This is a genomic window from Pantoea sp. X-Soil-ISGK-259 (assembly GCF_059730705.1).
In genome coordinates, this window is the sequence record NZ_AP035987.1 from 132,689 (window position 1) to 148,272 (window position 15,584).

Below are 15,584 nucleotides of genomic sequence, written 5' to 3' on the forward strand. Positions count from 1 at the left end.
AGTGAAGGAGTGGTATGAGGCTCTTATAGAGTCCCTGTCGCACCGAATTTTGATGTTATTTTCTTAAAACCCGACCCGCTCCGGCAGGTTTTTTATGCCCGTAAATTGAGGTTCCTGTGGATGTTAAGGCTTACCGTGTAGCCGTGCGGCTGGCGCTGGATGACCAGATTACGCGCAACCTGCTGCAGGTGAGCCGTGATGCGATTGAACTGAACAAGAAGTTCCTCACCATCACCAGGAACATTAAAGCACTGACCAGTGCGGCACGCGAGGCGACATCTGCGCTGCGGGCACTCAATCGCTCCCTCAATAATATGTTCTCTGGTGCGTCACGCGGCGCGCGTGAGTATGCCGGTGCCATCCGCGAGATTGCTGACCAGACACAGCGCATCAACCGGGCCTCCCGTAATGTGCCACTGCTGGCGGGCAGCTATGGTGCAGCCATAACGTTGCCCGTTCGGGCTGCTGCTGGTGCCGCGGCTGCAGGGGGCAGCAGTGGATATGGGAACCATGGCGGAGGACCTGCGCTGCCTCCTCCTGCAGGAAACAGTCGCTGGTGGCATGGCTGGAATAACGGCGTCCCTCCTGGTGGATGGGGTGGCTCTGGCCACGGCGGTGGTAATGGCCGGCCACCAGGTGGAGGCTCATATTCTGCCGTTATGACCAATCTGGCCACCGGCTATCTGGGCTTCAGCATGCTGAAGGGTTTTGTTGACGAGGCTGCCCGGTACCAGACCATGACTGAGAAGTTCAGACAGTTCGGCATGAGTCAGGCGACCACAGAGGAAGCAATGCATTTTGCCGAAACCACGTGGGTCCGTGGCTCATCGGCTACTGACATGCTGAAGTATCTGGTGGAGGCGCAGGGCGTATTCAGCGAATCCGGCATGAAGTCTGTGGAGGAGCAGCTGCGCGCGGCGAAACTGGCTGCCCCCGTGCTGGCGCGTATCACATTCGCCTCACGCGTTCTGGATGAGCACCAGCGCGAAGCCACGCTTGCGAAGCAGATGGATATGCTGCGCTTTACTGAGACCGCGGGCGGCCTGAAAAGCCCTGAGCGGATTAACCGACTCATTGACGCTGCCTTCCGCGCAATCCAGTCCTCCGGGGGCAATGTCGATTTCACCCAGTACCGTCAGTTTATGGCCAAAGCCGGCACTGCTGCGTTCGGTCTGAGCAATAAAGCGTTGTTTGCCGAGCTTGAGCCGATTATCGGCGAGCTTAAGGGCAGCTCAGCGGGTGATGCGCTGATGACCGCTTACAACCGGTTAAACGGCATTATCAAATTACCTAATCAGGTCACGCATGACCTCATGAAAATGGGTATATGAGATGCCAGCAAAATTGAGCTCAACGGCCTGGAAGGCATAAAGCGCTTCCGTGGTAACCCGCTTATCAATGCTCAGCTCTTCAGCCAGTCGCCGGTTGAATACTATGAAAACGTCATCCTGCCCATCTATCGCCGTAATCATTGCACAGAAGAACAGAAGCAGCGTGAGAATGCCCTGATATTTGGGCGGACTGGCGGCAAGATGTTTAACCTTATTAACAAACAGCTTGAGACTATCCATCACCATACCGACGCCTATGGCATCGTACGGGGACTGAATGACGCTTATGGTGTGGTCGGCGGCACCTATAACGGTAAGAAAATCGACTTTCAGAAAAAGTGGGAGAACCTGCAGCTGGTGATGGTCAGGGATGGCGGCATGCTGGACACCTTCACACAGGGGCTGGATAACGATGCTGATTATCTGGTTTTCCATGTATTGTTATAAGCCAGAACTTGACTAAGAAGGAGTAAGACTTGTCACGCGATATCGGTATTTACATAGCTAAAAAAAACTTCCCTCCTACTTCTCTTCTTAGGGATTCAACCATTCATGCAGGGTTTCCCTGCGTACTGGATGATGAATTTGATCCTTTAACGTTCAGCGGCTTCTTACCTTGCCCTGTTAATGGTTCAATTTCAGGTTTCGAGTATTATGTACATGTAGTGGATAATGATGGTGAACTTAATGAGTTAAATGCTACCTTCGTTCCGGATTTAGCAATTGTTTTATCAACAGGCAGATATGAACTTGAGTGGGTCTCTGCCTTAGCGACGGCATCCTGTATTGCAAGTCTTGCAGGAGGGCTTGTAGTTGATTAATTAACTGGTAATCAATACTTTGCTGATGATGCGGTTAAATGGGCTAAAGCTGAGGTATCGAAAATACAATAGTAGACTGTTAGGGTTCAGTCTTTCCTAACCTGCTACCAATGGCACTGTCAGTTCACGCTGTTATCGCTGGAATCTACGCCGAGATTGCTACTGTTTCCACCATTGTTAGCAGAGCCGCTATTCTGGCAACCTACATACCCTCCAATAGCACCTGGAACTCCGCCATAAATAGCCCCTTCAGCAGCCCCGGCACCCGCGCCTGCTACTACCCCTCCAGGGCCGCCAGCGAGGCCCGTGACACCGACACGGATAGCACCGGCCACAGCACCACCCGTTGCACCGTTAACACCCCCTTTAATCGCGGCGTTGGTGCAGTTTGAGCCTTCGTAACCTGAGTTAGCATTACCGCCAGAGACGATATTACTTTCATTTTCGGTCAGTTCTCTAAGCATGTCATTTATCCTCTTTTTGAAACTAATTTTGTTACTATCACGTTTGAGATAATTACTGCTACAGCAACTATTAATGAAATGGATAAAGAAGGATGTGAAACTTAAAAAGCACTTTTCAAAATGAACTTAACAATTACAGCTGTAATCGCAACGCAAAAAATTAAAGTAAGTATCTTCTCTTGGATAACTGATTTCATAGTCAAGTCCTCATATTGGCGTAAATAGTATTAACAAAAAGATTACATATAAAGAGTAATTAGTTGACAATATGGCGACGTTTTGAAAGAAATGCATACAAAATGTTAACGATATTTTTTGTAATCATGATGACGGGAGATTATCAAATGCGGTTCATATTAACTGAATCTTTCAGGAACTATGAATGTCCGCTCTAAATCAAAAGCGAGCGTTTCCGAAGTGAAGTTTTGTTGCTCTTACAGACTGCAATCATGCGCTTTCAAAAGACTTATGTCATACATGGCTAATTGAAACGATTATACCAAAGCCGATCAACAGCAGGCTGAATGAATACTTTTGGATTCGCTGCAAATGACGGCTTTTCCAAAAAGCGGCCATACAAAACGATTACTCCCGCCGAATCACCTCTAATGATTTTGTAAATGCGCAGAGAAAAAATTTATGGGTAAGGTAAATTGTCCGCTTCTCGCTCTTTGCAGACTAAAGCAGTAGTAAAATTTGCGACGGAATAAATAACCTGCAAGCCATCTATTGATTCTGCGGGGTGGGTTTTGCGTTGGTAAGCCATCATTGGAGCGGCAATTTAACGGAAGGCATAAAAAAACCCGCGTTACACGGGCGTAAAGTTGTTCAATTGGGGCAAACCATCTATCAGCCCTGGCTGATAACACGGAGGATACACATAACGCCATTATTAGGAAATAGACGTTCAACAATTTATTTCGATTGACTCAGGTTGCAAAGTCAGCTTCGGATATCATGCCTTTAGGATGGCCTCATAACGACCGTCAGATAAAAATTCAGCGCCATCAGACCCTTTACAAATCTGTTGTACGCTTCGCCTTGATCAAACCTGCCAACTGCAATTACTGTGTATCCATACAGTACTAATCAAAGGGGGAATTATCATGCCACGCGACTACGAAATCATGATGGCTTTCAGGCAGGCGATTAAGCGCGATGCCGAAGGCCGATTTACCATCAGCACGCTCGACTTTTTAAAAGAGCCTGGCCGGATGAACTGGCATTACACACTTAACTCTGCGAATAAGTGGATAGAGACACACACGACACCGGCATATGAAACTGGGCGTGATGCTTGGTGACTTCTTCAGCCAGGGGGTGGCTCAGCTAAGTCTGTTTGACGAATATCAGCCGCAGGCGAATAGCGAAGCTCTGATGCGAGTGATTGATGGGCTCAACCAGAGCGGCAAGGCCAGTCTTTTTTTTGCAGGGCAGGGTATCCAGAAATCCTGGTCAATGAAGCGGGATATGCTTTCACCGGCATATATCACAAGGGTTTCGGACCTGCCGGTGGTGTGATGATTATTTCGCATTTTCACGTGTAGTGGCATGGAGATACGCAATAGTTTATTACTGCCAAAACAGGGTGGCTCAATCTGTTTGTGGCTTTCGCCCTCTGTCATGCCTGGTTCACTGGTCCAATTATCGCGCATCATGAGACAGTCGACGGACCGGGGCGTAAGGGGATCATTTTGCCGGGAAACGTTACTGCCACGATTGAAACGGCAAATGATCCGTAAGGTTTACAATCTAAATCTGGTGACTTCGCCATAGATTTCAAAAGTGTACATAGACATGTACATGATAAAAATCAGTTACAAAAGCCCGCCCAAAAACCCTCGAATTACCAAGCATGTATGCGCTGTGCTGTTATAGTTGCGCTTTATATTGGAGGAACCATGAGCGAACTGATTGATATTTTTACAAGTCATAAAAGTGAACGCAGTTTCACTGAGCAACCTGTCGATGAAGCGGTACTGGATCGTATAATTAGTACCGCTTACCGCGCACCAACATCAGTAAACTCGCAGCAGGTTTCTGTTGTCATTACCCGTGATGCCGGACGTCGTGCCGAGATCGCTGCCATCGCGGGCGGTCAGCCGTGGATCGCCAAAGCACCCGTGTTTATCACCTTTGTGCTGGATATGCATAAATCAGCGGTCGGCATGGCCGCTGTCGATCAGCAGCAGATCGCTCATCAGAGTATTGAGAGTATCGTATCGGGTTCAACCGATATCGGCATTGCGCTGGGGTCAGTGATGGCCGCGGCACGTGCAGAAGGTCTGGGCATTGTGCCGATTGGTGGTATCCGTCGCGATCCGCAGGCAATGATCTCACTGCTCAATCTTCCACCGATGACCTTCCCGGTTGCCGGCGTGGTAATCGGTCACGTTGACCAGCCCGCTCACCAGAAACCACGTCTGCCGCTGGCCACTTTCCGCCACGATGAGACCTACCAGACTCAGGGTCTGGAGCAGCAGATTGCGGCTTATAATGAAGAAATGGTTCAGCACTGGAAAAACATCGGACGTGATGACGGTGAGAGCTGGAGCAAGAGCGTCAGCGGTTATTACAAGAACATCTATTTCCCGGCTGTACTGCCCGCACTGCTGAAGCAGGGTTTCGGCACAGATAAATAATTTACTCTTTGTTGAGTGAAACGCAGGGCCACTCGCACACCGTTGCGGGTGGCCTTTTTCATTTTGTTACTATAACGAAATGTGACTTTCCAGGTTGTAACACATAATTTCCCTGTTAACCGAAGCGCAACTGTCTTTAACACTTACTTTCCAGGGAAATTACATGTCTCAGCGTTCACTTTATGCGCTCTGTTTAATGAGCTTTTTTCTGGCCGATGTCCGCGATGGTCTGGGGCCCTTTCTGGGGATATTTTTAACGGAACGACACTGGCGACCAGACGAAATTGGTCTGGTGATGACCTGTGGCGGAATAGCCGGATTACTTGCCACCCTGCCTGCGGGCATCGCTGCCGATGCAACCCGCCATAAAAAAATGATTGTGCTGCTGGGCTGCCTTGTCATCACCGTTGCCACGCTGCTGCTGTGGTACAGCAATCAGACATGGACGGCGATGGTCTCACAAATCGTGGCGGGTATTGCGGCGGCCTTCATCGGCCCGACCGTTGCGGGAATTACCCTGGGTCTGACCGGTCAGCGTGGTTTTAACCATCAGATGGGACGCAACGAAGCCTTTAACCATGGCGGTAATACCATTGCTGCCTTACTGGCGGGTTTCTCAGCGTGGTACTGGGGAATGGGGGCGGTTTTTATTCTGATGACCGTGATGGCGGTTTTCGCGGCCTTCGCGACGCTGGCGATTCGCGGTGACGAAATCGATAACGATGTGGCGCGTGGGTATGAAAAACAGGAAGAGCGACAGCCTGCGCTCAACTTATCGATGCTGATACGTAAACCCGCGCTCATGATAGCTGGCGTGACGTTACTGCTGTTTCATCTTGCCAATGCCGCGTTGCTGCCGATGCTGAGCATGCGCGTTGCTTCGGCTGGGGGCCAGGCGGCAGTAAGTCCGGGGCTGTATGCGGCGGCAACGGTGGTGATTTCACAACTGGTAATGATCCCGGTTGCGCTGTGGGTGTCAAAGCGCGTTGAAACGCAGGGTTATCGTCTTTTCATTATGGCTGCGCTGATGATTCTACCGCTGCGCGCGGTGATTGCGGCAGGTTTTGCCGAGCCGATTTTTGTTATTCCGGTTCAGGTGCTGGATGGTATTGCAGCTGGAATTCTCGGTGTGGCGGTGCCTGGCTACATTGTTACGTTGATGCGCGGCACGGGGCATGTTAACGCCGGACAGAGCGTCATTATGCTGATGCAGGGTGTAGGTGCTGCGTTGAGTCCTGCCATGACCGGCATGATCGCCGCACGTTATTCCTATAGCACGGCGTTTGCGGTACTCGGAGCGATAGCGCTGGCTGCGCTGATTTTATGGTGGCGCACCGGCAGTTCACCCGCCACCCGTCTTGCCTGACCGGGCACAAAAAAGGCTGCCCGTTGGGCAGCCTCTTCTGGCAAATCCGTTTGCGACCATCCGTTATTTATACAGTTCTGCGGTCATGTGAACACGGTTATTGGTGTTCGCTTCCGTAATTTTGTACTGCGCGCCCTGTTCCTGAGCCTGAGCAGCGATTTTAGATTCTGCGCCATCCAGTGTGGATGAGGTCACAGAAACAGTATCAGCAAAGCTGCCAAACGAGATCATTGAGAGTGCAGCGATAGCGGCGATAGAGAGTGCTTTTACGTTTTTCATGGTCATATTCCTGAGTGATGAATGGGGAGGGTGTCTGCCTCCGATGGGAATAATAATAACTCAGGTTATCATATCGTTATTAACTATTAGTGCGGCAATGGTGATCATGCTAATTGTTTGTCTGTGAGTCAGAAAGCTCCCGTGCCGTTTCCATGATTAACGTCCTGAACCAGCGATGGGCCGGATCGCTGCGATAACGTGTATGCCAGCCCATTTCCACAGGAAACGTGCCGAGATCGACAGGTGCGGGAACAATTTTGAGTCGCGGATCCCGGGAAAGGTGCTGACAGATCAGACGTGGCAGGGTGGCGCAATAGTCTGTGACTGCAATCATTTCTGGCACGGCGAGAAAATGTGTCACGGATACGGCAACCTGACGACGCAGACCGCGCTGTTCAAGCGCCTGATACAATCCTGCACGCATACGGCCAGGTGGCAGAACATTGACGTGTTTAAGCTGCTCATACTGTTCGGCACTGAAGCTATCGCCTGCAAACGGATGATCTGCGCGTAATACACAGGCCAGACTCTCATTCATCAGGTGCTGCACCACCAGATTATCGGGAGGATCAACGATTCGACCCAGCACCATATCGGTGTTGCCGGAAATTACGCCGGTTTCGGTGACGTCATTGCCAAAAGGGGTGAGGCGAAGCCTGACATTAGGTGCTGAAGTCCGCAGGCGAGCCACAATGGCAGGCATCATGATGAATTCAACGTAGCTATTCGGTGCGAGAGTAAATAGCCGTGTGGCATGCAGGGGATCAAAATCCTGCTGGCCCAGAATCACTTTATCGATGGATGACAACGCCGATCCAACCACCTGAGCCAGCTGTTCGGCTTTTGGCGTCGGGCGCATCCCATAACGTTCACGAATAAATAGCGGATCGTTGAGTGTCTCACGAAGCCGGTTCAATGCATTAGATAGCGCCGGCTGGGTGATACCCAGTCGTTCTGCTGCGCGAGTAACGTTACGCTCTTCCATCATGACCAGCAAAACTGGCAGTAAATTCAAATCGTATTTCATTGAGCTATAATGCTATGTGAATAGCTGAAATTGAAGAGATAAATTTCATAAATATTCTTAAGCCCGCCATGATTAATGGGTCACGCCGTGACTGGCGGCTTACACGCAGATTTTGAATATTCTTACACCTGAAACCGACTGACTGTTATATGGAGCGTAAATGAAAATTTTAATAGTTTTGACCTCGCATGATGAGTTGGGTACCACTGGCAAGAAGACCGGTTTCTGGCTGGAAGAACTTGCCGCGCCTTACTATGCCTTTCTTGATGCGGGTGCTGACATTACGCTGGCGTCGCCAAAAGGCGGACAGCCGCCACTTGATCCAAAAAGTGATGAGCCCGATTCTCAGACCGATGAGACCCGTCGCTTCCATGCTGATTCTGCTGCTCAGGCTGCGCTGGCTTCGACTGTCAGACTTGATACGGTGAACCAGGATGCATTTGATGCCGTCTTCTATCCTGGCGGTCATGGACCGTTGTGGGATCTGGCAAATGACAAACACTCCATTTCATTGATCGAACAAACGCTGCAGGCTGGCAAACCGGTTGCACTGGTTTGTCATGCTCCCGGTGTCCTGCGTGATGTGAAAAATGCGGATGGCACGCCTCTGGTTAAAGGCAAAAAAGTTACTGGCTTCACAAACAGTGAAGAAGAGGGCGTTGGCCTGACGGACGTAGTACCGTTCCTGGTAGAAGATGCATTAAAACAGAATGGCGGTATCTACTCACGTGGCGATGACTGGCAGTCCTACACGGTTCAGGATGGCCTTCTGATTACTGGTCAGAATCCGGGTTCATCGGCTGAGACCGCAAAAGTGTTGCTGGCAAACCTGAAAAAATAAAGCAGGTTTTGGCATACACTGGTTGAGGGGCGCCTGCGGGCGCCTTTTTTATTACCGCCGTGCGTGGAAAATAAATAGTGACCTGCTGAATTATTTATATCGAATAGATTAGGCTTCAATTATTCTTAACCTTTAGAGGAAATCTGCGGGCTTGTGCAGAGATTAAATAATTAGTAAACCCTTCTACTGCAGATATAAACATGTCTTTAATAACAGTGTTGACATCGTTTTTTATATGCGTAAAGTAGAACTCATCAGCGGCATGAAGCAGCCCTGATACACCAGAAACCTACGGTGTTAAGCGTAAAAGGTGTCGACGAATATTGGTTTAACATCGTCGGCGGTTCTGTTAAACATTGTTCTTTGAAACTAAACATTAGTTAATGATAACCCTGTTAAATGGAGTCGAAGTAAGTTTTAAGGTGTTGTAATATGTAGTTTGCAGTATCGCGTCGCGATGATGTAAGGCCTCGTAGTTCTGAACGTTACGTTACGACAGGATACGATTGCGGTTTAAACGTCGTAATGAAAGTAAGGCAACGCATCAAAGAGTATATATCGCGATGGGGGTGTACAGATTTATACGGGCCTGACCTGTCTTTGTCTCCTGAAAGACTATCAGGTGGTGAAAACCGCTAATGGTAATGACATTTTTGTTTCGTGATCATTATTATCCGCAGGATCTGTTCATAAATAGTAGTATCGAAGCAGTACCTTTCAATTAAGTTAGTTAATGGTAAACGTTAAATCTGTCGTACCTTAAAAGCCCTGGCTATTTCAGTCAGGGCTTTTATCATTTAGTGCCTCTGATATCAGCCCTGGACTTTTCACTCACAACCTGAGCATCAGCCCCCGATTTTAAGACTCAGATGTATACAGTCTTTCAGACTAATGACGACGACCCGTCAATTCATTTATCTTCAACAATGTATGACCGGTTTGAGAGGCTCTGCTTTATGTCTGGATGAATTCAATTCACTTGCGGTTTTATCAAATAAATAAAAAACGGTCCCCGATTTTTTATTTATCAGAAATATTTCTGGCAGCATATGGCAAAAAAAAGAATCTGCGCCATAGTCTAAATTCACTGACCTATTGTGCTAAAGCCTGTTTTTGACATTCATCCGTGCATTTCAAATGCGCTTTTTTAACAGAGGTTAACATGTCAGGAGAATCTCCAGAGAATATCGCCAGCGATCTGTCTGAGTTCATTGGCACGCATTTTGTTTATACCTATGATAATGGCTGGAAATATGAGTGGTATGCTCGCAATGAAACTACCTGTGACTACCGTATCCATCAGGGATTGGTAGGTGGTCGGTGGGTAACCAACCAGAAAATGCACGCGGTGCAATTTGCGCCAGGCATCTACAAAGTTGACTGGCATGAACCTACCGGCACCTGCGTCAGTCTGTTGTTTGATTTGAATCGCACTCTGCTTCATGGAACGATCTTCTTCCCACAATGGATTGCGGGGGAAGGCCAGCATCCGGAGAAAACCATCTGCTATCAGAATGACTTTATCGATGATATGCACCGCTTCCGCGATGAAGGTCCGGCCTATCCGTACGTAATTATTCCTGAGTTTGCGAAAGTGACTTACATGAAAAACGAAGGGCCTGATAACGATAGCGTAATCAATCAGGCACCTGGACAGATGCCGTCTGATTATTTTGATAATAAGTAACTAAGCCGTCTACCCGCTCACTGCGAGCGGGTAGCGTCTGCCTGACGCGCCAGCGTGCGGGCCAGAATAGATGAGTAGAGTGGTTTTCCTCCCAGGAACTGTGCCAGTAGCGTAGCGCCCAGACAGGTAATGATCATCGGCAATATCAGCTGATAGTTATCTGTCATTTCCAGTACCAGCACAATGCCGGTGAGTGGTGCTCTTACCGAAGCCGCGAACAGTGCGCCCATCCCTGCGATAGCAAAAGTACCCGCATCAAGATGGTAAAACGGAAACAGATCCGTCATTGCCACCCCAAATGCTGTACCGAGTAGTGTCCCTAATGCCAGCATCGGGGCAAAGATACCGCCGGGTGCACCTGACCCAAAACAGAGCAGAGTCGTTATCAGCCTGACCAGGAAGATAACCAACAGCAGGGTGAACGGGAAGAGACCATGAACCGCCTGGGGAATCAGTTCAGAACCGCCGCCTGCGCCTGGAGCGAACAGAAGAGCCAGAATGCCGCAACCCCCGCCCAGCAATGCGCCTGCCAGTACCACACGTGCCGTTTTACCCGCGTAAAAGCGGGCAAAAAGATCCTGCGTGATGAATATCAGACGGTTAAATAAGACGCCGACCATACCGATAACCATACCCAGTATCAGATAGAGCCACAGCGTCTGCACTGGCGCATCAGCCAGCTTGCCAACGGAGATGACTGCCTGTTCGCCGTTGAAATAGCGAAACACGATGCTCGCCATAATGACGCCGGTAAACACAGCTTTAATCGAAATCAGGTTATAACGAAACTGCGGGCGCATCTCCTCGATGATAAACAGGATGCCCGCCAGCGGTGCATTGAAAGCAGCAGCCAGACCGGCGGCCGCACCGGTAGCCAGCAGCGTATGTCGGGCTTCATTACTGCGCATTCCCAGAATATCAATGACCATGCGTCCTATGTTCCCGCCCAGCTGTACCGTTGGGCCTTCCCGGCCCAGCACCATTCCGGCACCCAGCGTGCCCATGCCGCCAAAGAATTTCACGGGAATGACCCGCCACCACCGCACAGGTCTTAGCTCTTCAAGCGCCCCTTCAATTTCAGGAATGCCCGAGCCACCCGCTTCGGGAGCATAACGTCTGACGAGAAAATAGCCGACCATCGCCAGCAGAGCCGAGATGGCAAAGGCAGTGGCGTAGAGTATCCAGCCTTGTAACTGCCCTGAAGTCAGCGTGTCGGCACGCCACTGCTGGATGGTTTCAACGGCGCGTGCAAATGCCACGCCTGCCAGGCCAACCAGCGAACCGACCAGCGCAGCACAAAACAGCATCGCCAGCGGCGTTTTATCACGATAGAGAAGGGCGCGGAACATCCGGCTACGCGCTGCAATGGAGCGAGGAACATAAACCGGCTGCGGTGATTCTTCGTTCATTAAGACATTCTTGTTTAAACAAACCAGCGTGCCAGTTTACTGAGTGGTAAAGTGAAAACAAACGCCAGGATCAATTTCGCCTGAGGAAAAGTGTTACTCGGTTTGTGGTGGACAAACCACTTGTGCCACGCGTTCGCGATAGGCTGGATTGTCATGATTTTTCAGGGCCTGCACCGCTGCTTTTAATGTTGCCTGATTCTGTTCCATGTTCTGTTTATCGTTGATAAACGTCTGCCGCAATTTTTCATCAGATACGGCGGGCAATATCTGACACTTCTGGCGCAGAACATCCGTTATTTGCTGCTGCCGCAGAGCAAACTTCAGGGTGTCATACGGCGCGGCGACCACAACCAGTGGGCTTAACAGCGGCAGAATAAAAAGCGTATTGCGGATCACGTTCATGATGATCTCCTCACTGCTGAATCAATAATGGCCGTTCAGCAGCTTCGATTGGAATAAATCGCATTGAGTGATTAGTCTGAGCACAGCACCATCAACCGGTGGCGGTCATATCGCCACGGCTGACGCAATAATCATAGCAATACTGGCGCAACAGGGAGCTGATATGCAGCCACATTCCACTGAAATTCTCACCACTGACTGCTGTATTGTGGGTGGTGGTCCTGCGGGATTAATGCTGGGCTATCTTTTTGCCCGCGCGGGACTGCGTGTCATAGTGATCGAAAAGCACGCCGATTTTCTGCACGATTTTCGTGGTGATACCATCCACCCCTCGACGCTGGAAATTATGCATCAGCTCGAACTCCTGGACGCTTTCCTGAGGCTACCGCATCAGCGTGCTGAAAAGCTGGAGGCGGAGATAGCAGGACAGAGCATTACAATGGCTGATTTCTCACGTTTGCCGGTTCAGTGTCGCTTTATTGCCTTTATGCCTCAGTGGGATTTCCTGAACTACATGGCAGAACAGAGCATCCGCTATCCCGGCTTCAGTCTGCTGCAATCAACGTCGTTTGAGTCGCTGAAATATGAGAATGGCACGGTCAGTGGCGTGACGGCTTCTCGTGGGAATCAGCAGCTGCATATCACATGTAAACTGGTGGTCGGTGCCGATGGCCGCCATTCCCGTGTGCGCGAAGCGGCCGGGCTGACGGGACAGGAATTTGGCGCAGCGCGCGATGTTATATGGTTCCGCTTAAGTAAGCAGCCACAGGATCCCGACATTGGGATGGGACATAAAGGACCCCGTCAGAACTTTATCGTTATCGATCGCGGTGATTACTGGCAGTGCGGGCTGACCATTCCGAAAGGAGAGTTTGAAGCGAAACAGGCTGCCGGACTCGACGCGTTTAAAGCAGAGGTTGTGGCACTATCACCTTTTGAAGCTACGCGCATGGCAGAAATCGAGAGCTGGGAGGCGTTTAAGCTGCTGTCGATACGTATTGACCGGCTGGATAAGTGGGCCAGACCCGGCCTGCTCTGTATTGGTGATGCGGCTCATGCCATGTCGCCAATTGGCGGGGTGGGTGTAAATCTGGCGATTCAGGATGCAGTTGCGACGGCCAACCTCCTGACGGAATCCCTGAAGCGGGGTGAACTGCAACTGCGCGATCTGGAAAATGTGCAGAAACGACGTCAGTTCCCTACCGTCGCCACGCAGTTTCTTCAGATTAAAATGAGTCGCAACAAAGCAAAAAGAAAACCCTCGGGCAGTAGCAAGATTCCTGCGATTATCCGTCGCCTGCCATTCTTGCGTTTCGTGCTGGGACGCCTTATTGGTCTTGGCTTCAGGCCGGAGTCGCCACAGGTTGCGCGCGTGAAAGAAGAGCGTTAAATGGTTTCGACAGCGATCATATATCGTGCGACACTGTTTCGCTGTGAAAGTACTGTCAGATTGAGCCGTTATTTATCTGATAATTGGGCGTTAATTGAGCATTTGTAAGCTAAATTATTTCGATTTTTGCGCCTGCATAAGAGAGGTTTCAGTGCATAACGAGCAAAACGGCAGCGACGTAAAACGTCTTAGTGCAATTAAGGCACTTTTGTCACCAGATGAAGCACGGGACAAAGTGCTGGAGAGATTTGTTAATCTCGCCAGCCAGGTGCTGGGTATTTCAGGCAGTTTTATTTCGATTGTTGACGACCACAATCAGTATATTAAAGCGTCTCGTAACTTTGATCTTAAGCAATCGACCCGTGATGAGTCTCTCTGCCGCCATGTTATTGATGGTGAAGGGCACTTGGTCGTGTATGACACCTTACTGGATGAGCGCTTTGTTACTCACCCGTTTGTTAAAGGCGACCCGCATATTCGCTTTTATGCCGGCGTTTCGCTGCAGAACCTCGACGGTGCCGTGCTGGGCACACTCTGTGTAACTGATACGCAGCCACATCCCTTTGCGGATGACAAACTCGTCACGCTGCGCTCACTGGCTACGCTGGTTTCCTCTTTTCTGGATGCCTGGAATAACGCGGGTTTTGCCGACGTTATTACGCATCTGCCGAATCGTCCCCGCCTGATTCGTGATATTCATCAGCTGACCCTGACCGCGCCTCATAGCCGTTTTCGCCTGATTCTTATCGACTGTCTCGATATCATTCGCGCTTATGAACTTACGCGCGCGGTAGGCGTTGCGCCGATGGAAAAACTCCTGAAGCAGATGGCGCAGGATGTCGCAAACCGGCTCAAACTGCCGGAGAATGAAACACTCTATTCGTTTGCACCTGGCCGTTTCGCCATCGTTCAGCCCTATTCGGATCGGTTTACAGCACACAATATGCCCGACCTGTTTAAAGGCATGAAGGCCGACCTGGCGGAAAACATTACGCTCGATCTGAATGTCTTTACTGGCGAAACAGAGTTTGTTCCGGGCCAGATGAATGCGAATGAAACGATACGTCAGGCCGTGAGCGCGCTGCATGAGGCCATTGATGAAAACATCAATGCAATGTCGTTTGACGAGAGTTACGACTCGCGGCGCACCGATGATTTTATGATCATGAACGATCTGGCTCAGGCGCTGAATAAAGATGAAGAGCTCTATCTGGCCTGGCAGCCTAAAGTGTGCCTCAGAACTGGTAAGACGGTCGGGCTGGAGGCGCTGATTCGCTGGAATCATCCTGAGCGAGGTGAGCTCTTTCCATCCGAATTTATTCCGTTAGCGGGTAAAACCAACCTGATTTCCGATCTGACCAACTGGGTTATCGATCACACCGTTGAACAACTGGCGCGCTGGAATCGCGAATATGATCTGATTCCGGTCTCAATCAACGTCAGTGAGCGCGATTTCGCCAGGCCCGATTTTGCCGATGAGCTGGTGGCTAAACTCGCGGCCGCTCAGTTGCCTAACGCTATCCTGGGCATTGAGTGTCTGGAGAATGAACTGATCACCAAAAGTGATGTGGCGATAAAAGGGCTGGAAGCGCTGAAATCTCACGGTTTTGTGATCTCACTGGATGATTTCGGCACCGGTTACAGCAACATTAGCTATTTGCAGGATATCCCGCTGGATGTGATTAAAATTGACCGGTCACTGATCTCGCGTATGGGTGAGGATGACGCATCGAAAATCATCGTCAGATGCATTATCCAGATGCTGAAAGAGCTGAATTATACCGTGCTGGCTGAAGGCGTCGAAACGGAAGCGACGCTGGGATTACTGAAAACCTACGGTTGCGATCAGATTCAGGGTTACTTCTTCTCAAAACCTCTGCCCGCCAGTGACATTGAACACTGGTTGTTTCAGAAGTCTCATTAAT

Annotated in this window: 15 protein-coding genes and 1 pseudogene; 11 read left to right on the plus strand and 5 right to left on the minus strand. The window is 50.0% G+C overall.

Going from position 1 to position 15,584, the window contains the following annotated elements; genetic code table 11:
* The first annotated feature begins 116 nt into the window (after positions 1-116).
* The 3 genes from AC6I77_RS19810 (at position 117) to AC6I77_RS19820 (ending at position 2,152) form a co-directional block, all read left to right on the plus strand.
* Positions 117-1,331 (plus strand): hypothetical protein, encoded by a 1,215-nt coding sequence (locus AC6I77_RS19810; protein WP_485523286.1) that lies wholly within the window; start codon positions 117-119, stop codon positions 1,329-1,331.
* A gap of 201 nt (positions 1,332-1,532) precedes the next feature.
* Positions 1,533-1,778 (plus strand): hypothetical protein, encoded by a 246-nt coding sequence (locus AC6I77_RS19815; protein ID WP_225613828.1) that lies wholly within the window; start codon positions 1,533-1,535, stop codon positions 1,776-1,778.
* A 29-nt stretch (positions 1,779-1,807) separates the two neighbouring features.
* Positions 1,808-2,152 carry a hypothetical protein gene (locus AC6I77_RS19820; protein ID WP_485523285.1) on the plus strand — a complete coding sequence of 115 codons (345 nt, stop codon included), beginning with the start codon at positions 1,808-1,810 and terminating at the stop codon, positions 2,150-2,152.
* A gap of 119 nt (positions 2,153-2,271) precedes the next feature.
* Here the strand turns inward: AC6I77_RS19820 and AC6I77_RS19825 are convergent, their stop codons facing one another.
* The gene (locus tag AC6I77_RS19825) at positions 2,272-2,616 is read right to left on the minus strand and encodes a hypothetical protein (RefSeq protein ID WP_485523284.1); all 345 of its coding nucleotides are present in this window, start codon (positions 2,614-2,616) and stop codon (positions 2,272-2,274) included.
* Positions 2,617-3,722: 1,106 nt separating this feature from the next.
* Between AC6I77_RS19825 and AC6I77_RS19830 the strand changes: the two genes are divergently transcribed.
* The 4 genes and pseudogenes from AC6I77_RS19830 (at position 3,723) to AC6I77_RS19845 (ending at position 6,624) form a co-directional block, all read left to right on the plus strand.
* Complete coding sequence (locus AC6I77_RS19830; protein ID WP_039661606.1) at positions 3,723-3,920, plus strand: hypothetical protein; 198 nt, start codon at positions 3,723-3,725, stop codon at positions 3,918-3,920.
* Positions 3,886-4,137: pseudogene (locus tag AC6I77_RS19835) on the plus strand (DUF4113 domain-containing protein); the annotation flags it as partial. The gene AC6I77_RS19830 and the pseudogene AC6I77_RS19835, both read left to right, overlap by 35 nt.
* Positions 4,138-4,517: 380 nt before the next feature.
* Positions 4,518-5,258 carry a nitroreductase family protein gene (locus AC6I77_RS19840; protein WP_497817244.1) on the plus strand — a complete coding sequence of 247 codons (741 nt, stop codon included), beginning with the start codon at positions 4,518-4,520 and terminating at the stop codon, positions 5,256-5,258.
* Between the two features lie 163 nt (positions 5,259-5,421).
* Entirely contained in the window at positions 5,422-6,624 is a 1,203-nt protein-coding gene (locus tag AC6I77_RS19845) for an MFS transporter (protein ID WP_312543730.1), read from the plus strand.
* A gap of 63 nt (positions 6,625-6,687) precedes the next feature.
* Here AC6I77_RS19845 and AC6I77_RS19850 read toward each other — a convergent pair whose 3' ends face one another.
* A complete protein-coding gene (locus tag AC6I77_RS19850; protein ID WP_497817245.1) occupies positions 6,688-6,903 on the minus strand; it encodes a YdgH/BhsA/McbA-like domain containing protein in 216 nt (71 codons plus the stop codon).
* 109 nt (positions 6,904-7,012) lie between these two features.
* A complete protein-coding gene (locus tag AC6I77_RS19855) occupies positions 7,013-7,930 on the minus strand; it encodes a LysR family transcriptional regulator (RefSeq protein ID WP_003848191.1) in 918 nt (305 codons plus the stop codon).
* 160 nt (positions 7,931-8,090) lie between these two features.
* Between AC6I77_RS19855 and AC6I77_RS19860 the strand changes: the two genes are divergently transcribed.
* Both AC6I77_RS19860 and AC6I77_RS19865 read left to right on the plus strand, forming a co-directional pair.
* Complete coding sequence (locus tag AC6I77_RS19860; RefSeq protein WP_497817246.1) at positions 8,091-8,771, plus strand: type 1 glutamine amidotransferase domain-containing protein; 681 nt, start codon at positions 8,091-8,093, stop codon at positions 8,769-8,771.
* Positions 8,772-9,933: 1,162 nt separating this feature from the next.
* A complete protein-coding gene (locus tag AC6I77_RS19865) occupies positions 9,934-10,458 on the plus strand; it encodes a phenolic acid decarboxylase (RefSeq protein ID WP_003854933.1) in 525 nt (174 codons plus the stop codon).
* Between the two features lie 17 nt (positions 10,459-10,475).
* On the opposite strand, the gene clcA is transcribed toward AC6I77_RS19865, so the two are convergent.
* Together clcA and AC6I77_RS19875 are read right to left on the minus strand one after the other, a co-directional pair.
* A complete protein-coding gene (clcA, locus tag AC6I77_RS19870) occupies positions 10,476-11,867 on the minus strand; it encodes a H(+)/Cl(-) exchange transporter ClcA (RefSeq protein ID WP_003854938.1) in 1,392 nt (463 codons plus the stop codon).
* A gap of 93 nt (positions 11,868-11,960) precedes the next feature.
* Positions 11,961-12,269: a YicS family protein gene (locus AC6I77_RS19875; protein WP_497817247.1), complete on the minus strand. Its 309-nt coding sequence runs from the start codon at positions 12,267-12,269 to the stop codon at positions 11,961-11,963.
* 163 nt (positions 12,270-12,432) lie between these two features.
* On the opposite strand from AC6I77_RS19875, the gene AC6I77_RS19880 reads away from it, so the two are divergent.
* A complete protein-coding gene (locus tag AC6I77_RS19880; RefSeq protein ID WP_497817248.1) occupies positions 12,433-13,659 on the plus strand; it encodes an FAD-dependent oxidoreductase in 1,227 nt (408 codons plus the stop codon).
* A 151-nt stretch (positions 13,660-13,810) separates the two neighbouring features.
* Positions 13,811-15,583, plus strand: coding sequence for a sensor domain-containing phosphodiesterase (locus AC6I77_RS19885; protein WP_003854944.1), 1,773 nt, complete (start codon positions 13,811-13,813; stop codon positions 15,581-15,583).
* Position 15,584: the final 1 nt, after the last annotated feature.